The sequence below is a fragment of the Microcoleus vaginatus HSN003 genome, assembly GCF_022701255.1.
Taxonomy (GTDB): domain Bacteria; phylum Cyanobacteriota; class Cyanobacteriia; order Cyanobacteriales; family Microcoleaceae; genus Microcoleus; species Microcoleus vaginatus_B.
The window spans coordinates 18075-34768 of sequence record NZ_CP031705.1; the positions used below are offsets into that span (position 1 = coordinate 18075).

The 16694-nt window shown below is 46.1% G+C and carries 10 protein-coding genes; 3 read left to right on the forward strand and 7 right to left on the reverse strand.

Features of this window, described 5'->3' with window-relative positions:
• Nucleotides 1–260: 260 nt before the first annotated feature.
• The 7 genes from D0A37_RS00060 to D0A37_RS00090 form a co-directional block, all read right to left on the reverse strand.
• Nucleotides 261–953, reverse strand: a complete 693-nt coding sequence (locus D0A37_RS00060) for a response regulator transcription factor (protein ID WP_242719833.1) — start codon at nt 951–953, stop codon at nt 261–263.
• A 205-nt stretch (nt 954–1158) separates the two neighbouring features.
• Nucleotides 1159–1986 carry a type I methionyl aminopeptidase gene (gene map, locus D0A37_RS00065; RefSeq protein WP_242725820.1) on the reverse strand — a complete coding sequence of 276 codons (828 nt, stop codon included), beginning with the start codon at nt 1984–1986 and terminating at the stop codon, nt 1159–1161.
• Nucleotides 1987–2264: 278 nt separating this feature from the next.
• Nucleotides 2265–4334: a hybrid sensor histidine kinase/response regulator gene (locus D0A37_RS00070; protein ID WP_242719834.1), complete on the reverse strand. Its 2070-nt coding sequence runs from the start codon at nt 4332–4334 to the stop codon at nt 2265–2267.
• A gap of 7 nt (nt 4335–4341) precedes the next feature.
• Complete coding sequence (locus tag D0A37_RS00075) at nt 4342–5067, reverse strand: chemotaxis protein CheB (RefSeq protein WP_242719835.1); 726 nt, start codon at nt 5065–5067, stop codon at nt 4342–4344.
• A complete protein-coding gene (locus tag D0A37_RS00080; protein ID WP_242719836.1) occupies nt 5021–5848 on the reverse strand; it encodes a CheR family methyltransferase in 828 nt (275 codons plus the stop codon). Before D0A37_RS00080 ends, D0A37_RS00075 begins: the two co-directional genes overlap by 47 nt.
• Before the next feature lie 101 nt (nt 5849–5949).
• On the reverse strand, nt 5950–11766 hold the full coding sequence (locus tag D0A37_RS00085) for a HAMP domain-containing protein (protein ID WP_242719837.1): 5817 nt from the start codon (nt 11764–11766) through the stop codon (nt 5950–5952).
• A 290-nt stretch (nt 11767–12056) separates the two neighbouring features.
• Complete coding sequence (locus tag D0A37_RS00090) at nt 12057–14165, reverse strand: FAD-dependent oxidoreductase (RefSeq protein WP_242719838.1); 2109 nt, start codon at nt 14163–14165, stop codon at nt 12057–12059.
• A gap of 162 nt (nt 14166–14327) precedes the next feature.
• Between D0A37_RS00090 and D0A37_RS00095 the strand changes: the two genes are divergently transcribed.
• The 3 genes from D0A37_RS00095 (at nt 14328) to D0A37_RS00105 (ending at nt 16553) form a co-directional block, all read left to right on the forward strand.
• Complete coding sequence (locus D0A37_RS00095) at nt 14328–14840, forward strand: hypothetical protein (RefSeq protein WP_242719839.1); 513 nt, start codon at nt 14328–14330, stop codon at nt 14838–14840.
• Between the two features lie 91 nt (nt 14841–14931).
• A complete protein-coding gene (locus D0A37_RS00100) occupies nt 14932–15696 on the forward strand; it encodes an HpcH/HpaI aldolase family protein (RefSeq protein ID WP_242719841.1) in 765 nt (254 codons plus the stop codon).
• A gap of 188 nt (nt 15697–15884) precedes the next feature.
• A complete protein-coding gene (locus D0A37_RS00105; RefSeq protein ID WP_242719843.1) occupies nt 15885–16553 on the forward strand; it encodes a 2OG-Fe dioxygenase family protein in 669 nt (222 codons plus the stop codon).
• Nucleotides 16554–16694: the final 141 nt, after the last annotated feature.

Below are 16694 nucleotides of genomic sequence, written 5' to 3' on the forward strand. Positions count from 1 at the left end.
CGGCATTTGCGAGTGTTCATCTCAGACTCAAAGCAAAGTGGGTGAGAAGTTTTCGCACACCAGTTTTCGCACACCAGTTTTCGCACTCCCGCGCTGCCACCAGCAAGCTGACGTTAGATACCACAGCCACCGGATATCTGTCAATACTTATATCTTAACATTTCTAATTTTTTGCATAATTCTCGTTACCAGGAAGAGCCTGGTAACGCAGCTCGGCGAGGCACAGCCTCCAGCCAAGTCGAGATAAGTCGAGATGGCTCCTATTTCGTCAAGCCGTGTTCGAGAGCGAAGCGAACCAACTCAGTACGGCTGTTAGTACCCGTCTTGCTAAATAAACGGCTGACGTACTTTTCCACATTACGCACGCTAGTTTCCAAGCGGCGGGCAATTTCCTTATTCATCAAACCTTGAGCCACCAAATCCAAAACACTTTGTTCTCGCGGAGTCAAATCAATTTTAATCGGCGAAGGACTTTGGGCGATCGAACTCCGCCCACTCAGCAAAGACTCAATTCTCGCCATTTGGCTTGTCAAAGCAGCAATATCTGGACTTTCAGCATTTTCGCCCGTCTCCTTAGCAGCCGCGCGGCGCGCCAGCAAATTGGTTACTATTGCTACTAACTCGTCGGGATCGAAGGGCTTAGAAAGATAAGCATCGCAGCCTGCTTGATAGCCTTGAATACGATCGCTCGTCATCCCCTTAGCCGTCAAAAACACCACCGGCAAAGCCTTATAGCGAGGATCTTCCCGCACTTGCTTGAGAAATTGATAACCGTCCACCTGGGGCATCATAATGTCTGAAATCACCAAATCCGGATTAGTCTGCTGCAAGAGTTCCCACCCATCCCGAGCATTACTGGCCACCTCAACCGCAAAATCGCTATCTTCCAAATAAGCTTGTACTGCTTCCCGCAAGCCCGGTTCATCATCTACCAATAATAATCGTGCTGACATAGTTGTTACCCTTACGCTTTACCACTATTTTTTAATTTAGCCGCATTGAACTCTTATTGTCACTCTATCCCTCGAAGGAAGTTAAAAAATTGTTGTTCAACTCAAGAGCTTTGAGTTAGGTTTTGATCTAACGATTAAAAAGTTCTTAAATCTTTAATTCAAAACTCGAAACTCAAAACTCAAAATTATTGTTGAACCCTTCCACTTAAACTTTTGAACGATCGGTCAAAATTTCATAGCCAGTTTCTGTCACCAACACAGTATGCTCAAACTGAGCCGACATAGCATTGTCAACGGTTACAGCAGTCCACTTGTCAGAAAGCGTCCGAGTGTACTTAGAACCGGCATTCAAAATTGGTTCGATCGCCAATGTCATGCCCGCTCGCAATTTCACGTTCGGCATTTCGCGGGTGCGGAAATTGAAAACCGACGGTTCCTCGTGCAAATTTCGCCCGACACCGTGGCCCGTAAACTCCTCAACGATGCTAAAACCGTTGCTTTTGACATGATCTTCGATCGCACCAGCCAGATCGAGCAAATAAGCTCCAGCCTTCACTTGTTCGATGCCTTTGTAGAGCGCTTCTTCTGCGACTCGGATTAATTTTGCAGATTCGGGAGTCACTTCCACAACTGCGATCGTGATGCAAGAATCGCCGTGAAAACCTTGATAATATGCCCCAGTATCTACCTTGAGAACATCTCCCGCCCGAATTACTTTTTTGGGACTGGGTATGCCGTGAACAACTTCGTTATTAATGCTAGAGCAAATCGATCCCGTGAAACCGTGATAGCCTTTAAAACTGGGAGTTGCACCCATTTCGCGGATGCGTCTTTCGGCATAAGCATCCAAATCAGCAGTAGTCATTCCCGGTTTTACCATTAGGGAAATTTCTTTGAGTACCGTTGCCACGATTTTCGCTGCCTGTCGCATAATTTCGATTTCGCGTTCGGACTTAATTTCAATGCCTCGACGCTGTTTTTTGACTTGGGGTGCTTGAGTTGGGCCAGAAAGCAGACTGCTAAAAATATTCATGTATTGATTGGCGGGTAATTTTGTACTTTGACGGCAGGTTGAAGCAAAAAAACGGCAAATATCCAGTTTTTTGTGGAAAAACGAGTGTCTTGTTCCGAACTGTCGATCGCGTTTCCCTTTAGCTAGCTTAATATTTTTCTCACTAATCGGCACGGGATTGGGGGGTCAACAAAGCGGTTTTAACCGCCGAGTCCCTTGGAAATCACCCAATAGCACTATTGTCAATCAGCCTTCACGGACGGGCTCTCCGGCCCAACGCCTACTCCCCACAAGAAAATTTACTCTTTGTGGAACAGGCATCTTGCCTGTTCTTGAGCATGGTGCAAGATATCAGTTGGAGGGGGATTTCCGAGTCTTCCTGTGAGGTTAGCAATTGTGGCAATTAACTTAGTGATGTCAACTGGTTTAGATAAGTGCATCTGGAAACCAGCTTCCAGCGCTTGCTGGCGCTCTTCTTCTCTGGCGTAGGCCGTCAGGGCGATCGCAGGCATCTTTCCACCCCTGAGCCTTTCCATTTCTCTCACCTGCGCGATCAACTCATAACCGTCTGCTTCCGGCATTCCAATGTCGCTCAGCAGCAGATCCGGCGAATAACTTTCCAGTGCATCTAGAGCGCCGGCCACCGATGCCGCCGATCGCACCATAGCTCCTTCGTCCTCGAGTAAAGCAATCAAAAACTCCCGCGTGTCATCGTCATCATCCACCACCAGCAATTGCAAATTAGCCAGAGTGGGGAGAACCTCTGTTGCGTCCTTGAGCGACGACCAATCATCCCCTGCACTTGCGGTCTTCCTCTTAGTAATAGGTAGAGCTACCGTAAATTTCGCACCCTCGCCCGGATTATTTTCTGCATCCACCTTACCGCCGTGCAGATCCACCAAGTGACGGACGATCGCCAATCCCAGTCCCAAACCCCCGTAAGACCTAGTTGTGCTGCTATCAGCTTGACGGAAGCGATCGAAAACATAAGGCAAAAAATCAGGAGCGATACCAATGCCACTATCAATTATCTGAATGTGAGCTTCATCGCCAACTGACTCCAACCGCACCTCTACTTTACCCTCTTGCGGACTAAACTTAATCGCATTTGACAGCAAATTCCACACAATTTGCTGCAAGCGATCTGGATCGCCGATAACTTCACCTACATTGGGACTGCACGTTAATTCTACGACTATTGATTTTTCTTCAGTCAGCGGCTGCAAAGAATCTATTGCCAGTTTGATCGCAGATTCCAACCGAATCGGATGCATATTTAAATTTAGTTTCCCCCGCAGAATCCGCGAAACATCTAAAATATCTTCAATGAGTTGCGCTTGAGATTTAGCATTGCGCTCAATGGTTTCTAGGGCTTTATCGATAGTTTCTTGGTCAAATCTTTTGGTACGAAGCAGCCTAGACCAGCCGAGAATTGCATTTAAAGGAGTGCGGAGTTCGTGAGAGAGAATAGCTAGAAATTCATCCTTCATTTGGTTAGCTCTCTCAGCTTCTTGTCGCGCCACTTGTTCGCGGATTAGTCTGCTGCGTTCTTCCTCTGCTTGCTTGCGGTCTGTGACATCTCTAACCGTACCCACGTGACCGATCAGTTTTCCCAAATCCGAAAACATTGGCGACGACTGCACATTAATCCAGCGCACACTTTCGCTACTAGCTAATCGAAACTCGTTAGAATATTCGTGGCCTTCTTTAATCCAAGCTAACCAATCTGCTACTACGCGCTCGCGATCTTCTGGATGAACTTCCCGCTGCCAAATCTCGGCTAAACTTTCCTCCAAAGTTAACCCGCAAATGGCTTGACAACGGGGATTGATGTATGTACAGCGGCCTTCAACGTCAGCTAAGTAAATTCCCAGTGGCGAACAAGCACACAAAGTACGAAACCGCTCTTCACTTTTACTTAGTTCACTATTAACAGCAGCTAGCTGTGTTGCTTGCTGCTTCACCTCAACTGTTTTTTGGAACAATTCCACAAATACCCCCACCTTGGATGTCAATATTTCCGGTTCCAAGGGTTTGAACAGGTAATCAACCGCACCCAGTGAATAACCTTTAAACACGTGGGTGTCATTACTGCTGAATGCTGTGATAAAAATAATCGGAGTCGATCGCGATCGATCTCTAGAGCGAATCAATGTTGCTGTCTCAAATCCATCCATTCCCGGCATCTGCACATCAAGCAAAATTACCGCAAAATCTTCATTAAGCAGACATCTCAGAGCCTCCGCGCCCGAATTAGCTTGTACTAGGTTATAAGAGGGGCTATTGAGAATAGCTTCTAAAGCTACCAAATTTTCTGGGCGATCGTCAACTAAAAGGACATTTACTCGATGGGGGGAGTGCAGATTCATAATTTTTTTAATCTTTAATTCTTAGCAAATTGACTAAACAGGGAGCGATTTTAGAGAGGGGTAAAATCCAGTCTACTTCAACATTTGCGATCGCGGAGGCTGGCATGGTCGCGCATAAAGCCGAAGCCGGTTCCTCCACAAATGTCAATCCTCCCTCAGCTTTAATTTTTGCCAGCCCTTCACTGCCATCAGAATTAGCTCCTGTTAAAATTATGCCGATAACTTTCTCCCCAAAGGCATCTGCAGCAGACTCAAACAGCACATCGATTGAGGGCCGCGCGTAGGAGACAGGAGCCTCTGTTGATAGTGCAAATTTAGGAGTTCGGCGATTGGGGATTGGGGATTTTGAATTATGGATTGACTCGACTGCCACGCTCCCCCATTCTGTAAAGTCGTTTTCATACAGCCTAAACTCCTCCTCACAGGGCGATTCTATTAGCAAGTGATAGTCCGCAGGAGCCAAGTAAACCCGTCCAGGTACGATCTCCTCTTTGTCTTGGGCCTCTGTGATTTGGAGAGAGCTTTGCTTTTGTAAAAAATCAGTAAGCCTATTCTGAGAACTCTTATGGCGGTGTTGGACAATAACTACAGGCAAAGGAAAGCTTTGTGGCAAATCTGCCAGCAGCACAGTCAGAGCCTCTAGCCCTCCCAAAGACGTGCCAACAACCACTATTTCAAATTTTTTTTTATTTAACTCTTCGGTAGATTTTATCACTACTTTCAATTGGTTCATAGTATTTTTCATAAGGTGTAAAAGTCAGAGACTCCTGATGTCCTAGTCCTAAAACCCCAAACATTCCCAGGCTCTCATAAAAAAGCTTGTGTACCCGCTCCTGGAGGTGTGAATTGAAATAAATCATCACATTACGGCATAAAATAACATTAAACTCATTAAAAGAATTATCCGTTGCTAGGTTGTGGTGAGCAAAGACAATATTATCTTTAAGTGAAGAGCGAAAAATCGCATTTTCATAGGCAGCAGTGTAATACTCAGAAAACGCTTTCTTGCCCCCAGCTTTGTGGTAGAGTTGCGTATATTCTTGCATTTGTTTCAGCGGGAATATCCCTGTTTTTGCTGTTTTCAGAACTAATTCATTCATGTCCGTAGCGTAAATCCGACAGCGGTCATACAGTCCTTCTTCTTGCAGCAAAATTGCCATAGAATAGACTTCTTCTCCCGTTGAACATCCAGCGTGCCAAATCCGAATGAAAGGATAAGTACGCAGCAGCGGCACCACTTTATTTCTGAAACTAATGTAAAAGGTGGGATCGCGAAACATCGCCGTTACATTGACAGAAATGTCCAGCAGTAAACGGTCTAGGTAAGCAGGATTGTGAAGTACCTTTTCCTGAAGTGCAGAGACACTGGTGAGCCGTTCCGAGCGAATAGTGTTCCAAATACGGCGCTTGAGAGAGGCAAGAGCATAATTGCGAAAATCAAATCCGTAATAGCGAAACATTCCCTCTAGTAGGAGTTGAATTTCGATTGTTTCCAGTTCATGGCTTTCGGGCATTTTTAATTGGTAATTGGGAATTGGGCATTGTTGACTGTTGACTGTTGACTGTTGACTGTTGACAACTAACAACTGCCAACAGTCAACTGACAACTGACTTATTATCGATAAAGCCAGACACGCAGCAGCGAGAGCAACTGTTCCGTATCCACAGGTTTGGTAATGTAGTCAGACGCACCAGCTTCGATACATTTTTCCCGATCGCCCTTCATAGCTTTCGCAGTAAGAGCAATCATTGGCAACGAAGCAAATTGAGGCATATTACGAATTGCTTGCATGGTTTCGTAACCGTCCATCTCTGGCATCATCACGTCCATCAACACAATATTTATGTCAGGCGTATTTTGCAATTTAGCAATGCCCTCTCGCCCATTCTCGGCATACTCAATCGTCATTTGATGGCGCTCCAGCATACTCGTAAGGGCGAAAATATTCCGCATATCGTCGTCAACAATCAAGACTGTCTTGCCCGCGAGGGTCGAATCTGTTTGATACAATTGCTCTAGCATTTGGCGCTTTGGTTCGGGCAAATTTGCTTGGACTCGGTGCAAAAACAAAGCTGTTTCATCTAACAAACGTTCTGGCGATCGCACATCTTTAACAATGATTGTTTCCGCCATGCGCTTGAGTTGAGTTTCTTCGGCTCTCGTCAACTCTTTGCCCGTATAAATAATAATCGGCAGAGCTTTCAAACTTGCCTGTTGCTTAATCTGCTCAATTAGTTCAAAACCAGTCATATCTGGCAGTCCCAAATCCAGTACAATGCAATCAAAAGGCCCTGACATCAAAGTTGCTAGCGCCTCTGCACCACTCCCCACAGCCGTGGTAGAAACATCGTGATTGCCGATTAAATCCACAATGCTCAGACGCTGTGTTTCGTCGTCTTCCACGACTAGCAAATTCTTCACAGGCCGCTCCACAAACCCCTTAATATCAGTCAAAGCTTGGCTCAAAGCGTCGCGGCTGACCGGCTTTTGTAAGTACGCGATCGCCCCTAACTGCAAACTGCGCTGCCGCCCTTCTTCAACTGATACAATGTGAACCGGAATGTGGCGCGTACTTGGATCGTGCTTCAAGCGATCGAGCACTGTCCAGCCATCCATCACAGGCAAATTTAGATCCAACATAATCGCAGTTGGCTTGAACTCTCGCGCCATCGCCAAACCGATATCGCTCCGCAAAGCCACCAAACCTTTAAAACCCTGTTCCTGCGCCATATCCAACAGAATTCGAGCAAAGTTTACATCATCTTCAATAATCAAAAGCACGCGATCGTCGAGACTGACATTTTCCCGATCGTCAGCGATCATCGGTGATGGATAAGGGGCGATCGGCAAATTGAAATTCGGCGAAGGAACTGCAGAAGAAATAGCAGCCGGCAATTGAGCCATTGGCTTGCCCGTTCCCGATTCCTGATCATTCATTCTTCGCGATTCTTGGTAAGTTTGCGGCAGATAAAGCGTGAACCTACTACCCTCACCAGGGCGACTTGTCAATTGAATTTCTCCCCCTAACAGATTAGCGATTTCTCTACTAATTGACAAACCCAAACCCGTACCCCCGTATTTGCGGCTAGTGCTACCATCAGCTTGTTGGAAAGCCTCAAAAATAACCCTGTGTTTTTCAGCCGAAATTCCAATCCCCGTATCGCTAACTGAGAAAGCCAAAACCGTAGGGGAAGTCCTTAAACTTTCTATCTCTACACTCCACCCTTCCCGCGCTACTTCGACACGCAATTTCACCTCACCTCGCTCAGTAAACTTAAACGCATTCGAGAGGAGATTCTTCAAAACTTGTTGCAGCCGTTTAGCATCAGTATAGAGACCTTTTGGCAACTCAGCCTCCAGCTCGATTTTAAAACTCAACTTCTTATCCTGGGCGATTTGACGGAAAGTTCGCTCCAAATGATCTCGCAAGTCCTTAAACAACACTTGCTCAATTTCCACCGACATCGTGCCTGATTCAATCTTAGCGAGATCCAAGATGTCATTAATCAGCCCTAACAAATCATTTCCCGCCGAGTAAATTGTGCGCGTGTATTCAACTTGCTTCAGAGTCAAATTGCCTTCAGTATTGTCCGAAAGCAATCGAGCCAGAATCAACAGCGAATTCAGCGGAGTTCGCAACTCGTGAGACATATTTGCCAGAAACTCCGACTTATACTTAGAAGTTAGAGCCAACTGTTCGGCTCTTTCTTCCAACAACCCCCTCGCCTGTTCGATATCTCGGTTTTTCCGCTCAACTTCCTTATTTTGCAGCGCTAGCAATTCCGCTTGTTCTTCTAGTTCTTCATTCGTTTGTTGCAACTCTTCCTGCTGCTTCTTCAGCAGTTCCTCATTCGTCTTCTGCACCTGCGCTTGCTGTTCTAGCCGCTGGTTAGTGTCCCTTAGTTCCCTTTGCTGAGTTTGCAACTCTTCAGCCAAAGATTGCGCCTGTTTCAGCAACTCTTCCGTCCTCATACTCGCCGCAATTGTATTTAAAACAATGGCGATACTTTCCGTCAGTTGGTCGAGGAATGTCAAGTGAATTTCGCTGAATCGGCGGAACGAAGCTAACTCGATTACTGCCGTCACTTCTCCCTCAAATAGTACAGGTAAAACCACGACATTCAGCGGCGTAGCTTCTCCCAGACCCGAGCTAATTTTAACGTAGTTGTCCGGCACTTCTGTCAACAGGATTCGTTCTTTTTCCAGGGCGCACTGTCCTACCAAACCTTCGCCTAAATGGAATCTATTTCCTAACTGTTTGCGTTCGCGGTAGGCGTAGGTACTTAACAGTTTGAGAAACGGATCATGCTCCACAGCTTCCATCATAAAGAAGACGCCATGCTGAGCAGAAACCAGCGGCGTCAATTCTGAAAGAATTAGTTTAGAAACTGTTTCTAAATCCCGCTGGCCTTGCAGCATTCGAGTGAACTTAGCGAGGTTTGTTTTCAGCCAATCTTGCTCGGTATTCTTCTGCGTTGTCTCCCGCAGATTGGCAATCATCTGGTTAATGTTATCCTTAACAATGGCAACTTCTCCTTCAGCAGCGACGGAAATTGACCTCGTTAAATCGCCTCGGGTAACAGCAATTGCCACTTCTGCGATCGCGCGCACCTGAGTAGTCAAATTCGCCGCTAATTCATTCACATTATCCGTCAAATCTCGCCACGTTCCCGCCGCGCCCGGAACCTTCGCCTGACCGCCTAACTTCCCTTCAATTCCCACCTCGCGCGCCACCGTACTAACTTGATCGGCAAACGTAGCCAGCGTATCAATCATCTCATTAATCGTATCTGCCAGAGTCGCAATTTCTCCCTTAGCTTCCAGCATTAATTTCCGCTTCAAATCGCCATTCGCCACCGCCGTCACAACTTTAGCAATACCCCGCACTTGCGCGGTCAAATTTCCCGCCATCGAGTTTACATTGTCGGTTAAATCCTTCCAAGTTCCCGCAACTCCTTTCACCTCAGCTTGACCGCCCAATTTACCCTCAGTTCCCACCTCCCGCGCCACCCGCGTTACCTCAGAAGCGAAGGAATTAAGCTGATCCACCATCACGTTAATAGTGTCTTTCAGTTCGAGAATTTCGCCTTTGACATCAACGGTAATTTTCTTTGATAAATCCCCATTTGCTACCGCTTTCGTCACTTCCGCAATATTCCGCACCTGGGCCGTCAAATTCCCCGCCATCAAGTTAACATTATCAGTTAAATCTTTCCAAGTTCCCCCTACACCCCGCACATAAGCTTGCACACCTAATTTACCTTCCGTTCCTACTTCCCTCGCCACCCTGGTTACTTCAGATGCGAAGGAACTCAACTGATCCACCATGATGTTAATCGTGTTTTTCAGTTCGAGAATTTCCCCTTTCACATCGACAGTAATTTTCTTCGATAAATCGCCATTTGCCACAGCCGTTGTTACTTCAGCAATGTTGCGGACTTGGGCTGTTAAATTCCCCGCCATCGAGTTAACTGAATCCGTTAAATCTTTCCAGGTTCCAGCAACTCCTTTAACTTCAGCTTGCACACCTAATTTCCCTTCTGTTCCCACTTCCCTAGCAACCCTGGTTACTTCGGAAGCAAAGGAATTTAACTGATCCACCATCGTGTTAACAGTGTTTTTTAACTCCAAAATTTCACCTTTAACATCTACAGTGATTTTTTTAGATAAGTCACCATTTGCCACAGCCGTCGTAACAGCAGCAATATTCCTTACTTGTTCAGTCAAACTACCCGCCATAAAATTAACGGAATCCGTTAAATCCTTCCAAGTTCCTGCTACGCCTCTGACATCTGCTTGACCGCCAAGTTTACCTTCGGAACCCACTTCCCTAGCCACCCTGGTTACTTCAGAAGCGAAGGAATTAAGCTGATCCACCATCACGTTAATGGTGTTTTTGAGCTCTAAAATTTCGCCTTTAACCTGTACCGTAATTTTTTTAGATAAGTCACCGTTAGCCACAGCGGTTGTCACCTCAGCAATGTTTCGGACTTGTGCTGTTAAATTTCCGGCCATTGAGTTAACTGAATCCGTTAAATCTTTCCAGGTTCCTGCTACTTCTTGCACTTCAGCTTGCACGCCTAATTTCCCTTCGGTTCCCACTTCCCTAGCAACCCTGGTTACTTCAGATGCGAAGGAATTTAACTGGTCAACCATCGTGTTGACGGTGTTTTTGAGTTCGAGAATTTCCCCTTTAACATCTACGGTAATTTTCTTAGATAAATCGCCCTTGGCCACAGCGGTTGTCACTTCAGCGATGTTCCGCACTTGTGCTGTCAAACTGCCTGCCATGAAGTTAACGCTATCAGTTAAATCCTTCCAAGTTCCTGCAACTCCTTTAACTTCTGCTTGACCGCCGAGTTTGCCTTCGGAACCTACTTCTCTCGCCACCCGTGTTACTTCAGATGCGAAGGAATTTAACTGATCCACCATGATGTTAATAGTGTTTTTCAGTTCCAGAATTTCGCCTTTAACATCTACAGTAATTTTTTTAGATAAGTCGCCATTGGCCACAGCGGTTGTCACTTCCGCAATATTCCGTACTTGTGCGGTAAGATTACCCGCCATCGAGTTAACTGAATCCGTTAAATCTTTCCAGGTTCCTGCAACTCCCCTGACTTCCGCTTGTACGCCTAATTGACCTTCGGTTCCCACTTCTCTCGCCACCCGTGTTACTTCAGATGCGAAGGAACTCAACTGATCCACCATGATGTTAATCGTGTTTTTCAGTTCGAGAATTTCCCCTTTCACATCGACAGTAATTTTCTTCGATAAATCGCCATTTGCTACAGCCGTTGTCACCTCCGCAATGTTGCGGACTTGGGCTGTTAAATTCCCCGCCATCGAGTTAACTGAATCTGTTAAATCTTTCCAGGTTCCTGCAACTCCCTGTACTTCAGCTTGCACGCCTAATTTCCCTTCTGTTCCTACTTCCCTAGCAACCCGCGTTACTTCCGACGCAAAGGAGCTCAACTGGTCTACCATTGTGTTAACAATTTGCGCTGTTTGGAGGAATTCTCCTTTCAGGGGTCTGTCTTCTATTTCTAACGCGATGGTTTGCGATAAATCTCCTTTTGCTACGGCGCGAATTACTCTGGCGGTTTCAGAGGTTGGTTGCACTAAATCTGTAATTAGGGTATTGACTGAGTTTACGCTAGCTGCCCATGACCCCTCGGCGCTGCCGATGGTGGCCCGCTGGGCGATTTTGCCTTCTTTACCGACAACTGTGCCAATCCGATCGAGTTCGGCCGCCATTCTCTCATTGAGCTCGATAATTTCGTTAAGTTCGTCAGCAATTTTCCCCGCTAGACCGGTCTGGTCTATGGGCATCCGAACTGAAAAGTCCCCTTTTTTGACTGCTACTAAGGTTCTGAGTAACTGTTTGGCATAAGCATTATTGGAATTGGGGCTTGTTATCTGTGCAGTTGACATGACCGTTACCTTTGGGGAGTTTGAAGGGGAAGGGGGGAATATTTTTGAGATTATTGATATTATCCGACTAAAGCAGTGTCTGATTGCTTCTATCGAAAGATGGATGACAAATTGCTGTTTATCAGCTATTTAGTTATTGGTTATTTTATACTGGTTAGCAGGCTCTTCTTGGTAACGAGTTAATTGTGGGGTGTGAGGAACAGGCCCGAAAGCCTGTTCCACCCTGTTCCACAAAGAGTAAATTTTATTGTGCGGCGGACAGAATGTTCCCCCTACAGATTACCAAGCGATTATTTCCAATTTTGCCACGAACTATTGAAAATAGAAGTACCCGGAAAGGCGATCGGATTGGCATTTTGTTGCAACCGCAACTGCAACACTTCCAAGTTCGGCTCGCGGGATGGCAATTCGTCCACTAATTCATAAGGTAAAATCCCTTTTTCCAAGGAAAAAGCAGCCGTAACTCCCGCCGCCGCACCGGCAGACCATTCAAAAGAATGCACTCGATAAGCAGCCGCCGCTGTGTGGCTAACAGCAATACTTTTACCTGCGACTAACATATTGTCAATTTTCTGGGGAATCATTGCCCGCAGCGGAATTTGGAACGGATAAGCTTGCCCTTGACCTTTGCGAGTGCCTTCGCGTTCGGTATTTCCTGGTGCTTCCGGCGGACTGTTGGTCATGCAGGGGTGAAAGTCGATCGCATAATGACCAATACCCACAGAATCAGGATAAATCGTAGCGCGCGATCGCGATGTTGTATCCTCAACAGATTGACTTCCCACGGCCAAAGCCGGCGCATTCAAACCACCCACAGCTAACCACAAATTGCGATACTCTTCCTCCGACAAATTCTGGCGATAAAAATCAGCCGTAAAGTCAGTGCGAGACATATCAACTTCCCACACCGTAAAACCTTGAGGCTGATTGAAACTCGGCCGCCCAATAATACGCCGGCCCTCCCGCATATAAGGATATTTAGAAAGTCCGTGCACCGTCCCCATCGGCGAATCCAACCCGCTCAAAAAACGATTGTTTGGATAAGGCTTTTTCACTCCATCTCCTAGCTGCGAGTCAGTAGTTCCTGTTACCAGCCAGTAGAAAAATCCTTTGGCATTTTCCTCTCCCTTACGCAAAGTTTCGGTTCGCAAACCGCCCATCCATCCCCCCGGTTGCAGTTGACCTGCTGCTTCCAACTGCGCGCGAGAATAAATTAAATTATCCTCAGCAGAACCGGGACGATAGTCATTGCCCCAAGTCCAGTTTTGCATCGAAATATCCCCCGGATAAATGGGGAATTGCTTCGGGTCTGAAGGTCGCTTTTGATCTGGTCTCATGCTCCTGATTTGGCGGTAGGTGAAAACTAAGGGAAAGCTCGCCAATCTCGGCAATTCGTAGCTGTAGTAAGGAGCATATTGTTGATAAAAAGACGGCACTTGATGCTGCTGCGGTTCCTTCGTTGCCTGCATCGCAAAGGTGTAGGTAAAACCTTGAGTGCAGTAAGCGTCGCCGCTTGGGCTAGCGGAGGAAGGTTCGAGAGGGGAACGCGGGTCAATTCCGAGGCGGTAGGGAACATCGGTAAGTCCGATCAATTCGCCTGTTTCGGTGGCATCTACAACGTACCAATCAGCACCCCCTTGTAAAGGGGGGGAACTTGTGGAAGTCCCCCCCCTTTTTTTGTTAGGGGGGGTTCCAGATGCTTTAGAAATAAACCGAATAATAGTTTTGTTAAATCGCGGAGAATTTTCGTAGCGATAGGCATCTTCGATAGTTTGAGAAAGAGTTTCGGTGTTGAGTGGTGGCGTGTTGGCGGCGGGTTTATGTTGAATGGCGATCGCACTTTTAATTTGTTGGCCCCCAACCGTATTCCCCGCCACAGCAGGAGTAATTGCTAGTTCTTTAATAACTGTATTGGGAAACCATTTCAGCGTGCCTTTGCCTTTTCTAGCGGCATCCTGCAAGATGTTAAATAGAATTTTGTGACCGTCGTAGGGCATGAAACACGAATAGCTAACCCAACAGCCTCCGGGATTTAGTCGGCCGTAATGTTCCTTGATCCGTTCCCGCAATTCTAGGTAGCCACGGGGGTAAAATAAGAGCGATCGCTGAGTCTCTCTTTCATCGAGTGCGGAAGTTCCCTGGGAGGAAATTTGACCGCCTACCCAGTCAGTAATTTCAGTCAGGCAAACTGTGCGGCCCGCCAGCAAACCTTCGTAAGCGGTAGCAGCGCCCGCGAGCCCGCCGCCTGCTACTAGAATGTCGCAAGTTTCAGCAGTGTCGGGATTGCGGGGAGGTTCGGCAAATACTGGGGAAATGCTGCCAATCGCGGAAATGATGCCGAGGGAGAGGGTAAGGATCGATCGACCTTTGAGCAAAAATAGATACTGTCGAAGTTTCATCGGAGATTGTGGAATTAATTTTGACATAGCGCGAAAAACACTCATCCCATCTAAATGTTTATTTTGCAGTATACTGGTATTTCGCGGTGCTGTCAGGGCAAACTTTTTTTATAAAACAGGCATTTATACCAGCAACAACTATTGAACAGTCGGGTCAACCTTATGCTCAAAATCGTAAAATTTTTTAGGTCATTGATTCCTTTTGAGAGTTTAACAATTACCACCAGTTTAACTTTTTCGGAAGTCGGGCGCAGGTTGGAAGAAGTTGTCACTCCTCCCAAAGTTGTTAGAGTAATTATACCCTTTGGCCCGCCACCTCCCAAACCTTATGAAGGAACAATTTCTGGCAAAAGCTTCAGAATTAATCGCATCATCATCGGTAGAAATTTATTGTTCCCAATTATAGAAGGAGATATATACACTCAACAGTTCGGTTGTTCCATCAAAATTAGGATGACTTTACATAAAATAGTCCTAGGATTTTTGATTCTTTGGCTGTGGACAACTGGCAGTATTGGAATGTTTGCTTTATTTGCTTGGGTAGTCGAACCCTCCGTGGGACCAATATTTTTACCAATTTTAGGAATGTTTATTTTCGGCTGGCTTTTGTGCTTAATTCCCTTTAAAATAGAAGCAAAAGCAGCTATAAAATTTTTATCAATTCTCTTAACATAAAGTAATTTATCACGACAATATTTGAGCTGTATTATTAAAAACAATCTGGCTTCATCTGCGGTAAAAAAAACTAAACTTTCCGGGATCACCCATGCGTCAAAACCAACTCAAACAAAAAATAAAAAAAGGCGAAACAGTCCTCGGTTTATTTATGAACTGCGCTTATCCCGCATTCATGGAAATATGCGGTCACGCTGGATTTGATTTCGCCGTTATCGACATGGAACACGGCCCCCTGAACCCGCTTGCTGCTGAAGATTTGTGTCGTGCCGCCGACTGTACCGGAATTGCACCGATTGTTCGCGTCCGCAAAAACGACGGGCCGCAAATTCAACGAGCTCTTGATATCGGCAGTGCAGGCGTTCAAGTACCTCAAATTGAAAGCAAAATTGATGCTGAAACCGCTGTCAAAAGTGCTAAATACAGTCCTCTGGGCACGCGAGGCCTTTCCTTCGCTACGCGGGCCGGACTTTTCACTGCAGCAGGTACAAATATCACCGACAAACTCAACGAAGAATCCTTAGTTGTGATTCATGTCGAAGGCAAAGGCGGCATCGACAACCTGGCAGAAATAGTGACTGTCCCAGAGGTGGACGTGATTTTTCTAGGGCCTTACGATCTGTCACAGTCGATCGGCATTCCCGGCCAAGTCCGCGATCCCCGAGTCATCGACATGATGCAGGAAGCAGTGCAAACCATCCGCAAAGCAGGCAAAGCCGCGGGTACTTTTGCCGAAAACCCCGAAATCGCCCAGCAGTGGATTGATGCTGGCGTTCAGTACGTCACACTTGGGGTCGATGTTGCCGTTTTCCTGCGGGCCTGTCAGTCGCTGGTGAAAGCGGTCAATCGATTTTAGATTTTAGATTTTGGATTTTGGATTAAAAGAAGAACCAGCCCCCGGATTCATCTTGCAAGCTTTACGATATCTTTGCAATTTTTGTAGTGTCTTTTACGACACATACAAAAAACCTGCGCTAGAGTAGAAGCATACACCTCCTCAAGGCAAAATTAGGGAGGGGAGCAAGGCTTCATGGAGAAAACTATATGAAAACCGTACTAGAATCCATTTATTTGGATTATGCCTTCATGTTTACTTTTAAAAAAGTAAACTCGATTAAGCTAGAAGGTTTCAAGGAATTTTTTGACGATATGCCTGTCGATCCGTATGTGAAAGGTAAGTATCGTTCGAGAAGATTGTCGCGGTTTGCAGTCAACGGAAATGAGTTAGTTAAGTTACCTCACGGCTATTTGTATCAAAGCAAAACATACAATCCGCTAGTGGGTGATATCAGGCGGGAATTTGCCGAATTGGACGATCGACTAATCGCCCTCGATAATTTCAAACAGATGATTTTTGCTTTTTTCGATTCCTGCAAAATTCACCCGGAAGCTGAAATCGGTATCCATCAAATCAGGACGACTTGTTCGCCGCACAATTTCGGCAACCCCGCACCGGAAGGCATTCACCAAGACGGTACTGACTTTATCGGGATTTTCTCAGTAGACAGAACTAATATTGTAGGCGGGGAAACGCATTTGTACTTGGCTAAAAAAGAGAAGCCTGTTTTTAATAAAATTCTGCATCCGGGAGAATTGCTGTTAGTTAACGACCATGAGTTTTTCCACTTTACTACGCCGGTTAAACCGGAATCTGAAGGGGTGGGAACCAGGGATGTCTTTGTGCTGACTTCTCCGAGTTTGCTTACCGATTGAGGAGAGTTGGGCAATTGCGCGTCTTTCGTTCGTAGTGAGGGCTTTACTCCTCTCTCTGGCGTTTACTCAATCATGACTAAAGTCCTTACTACAAACCTTTCGTTAGTAGTGAGGACTTTATTCGTCTTTCTGGCATTGAGT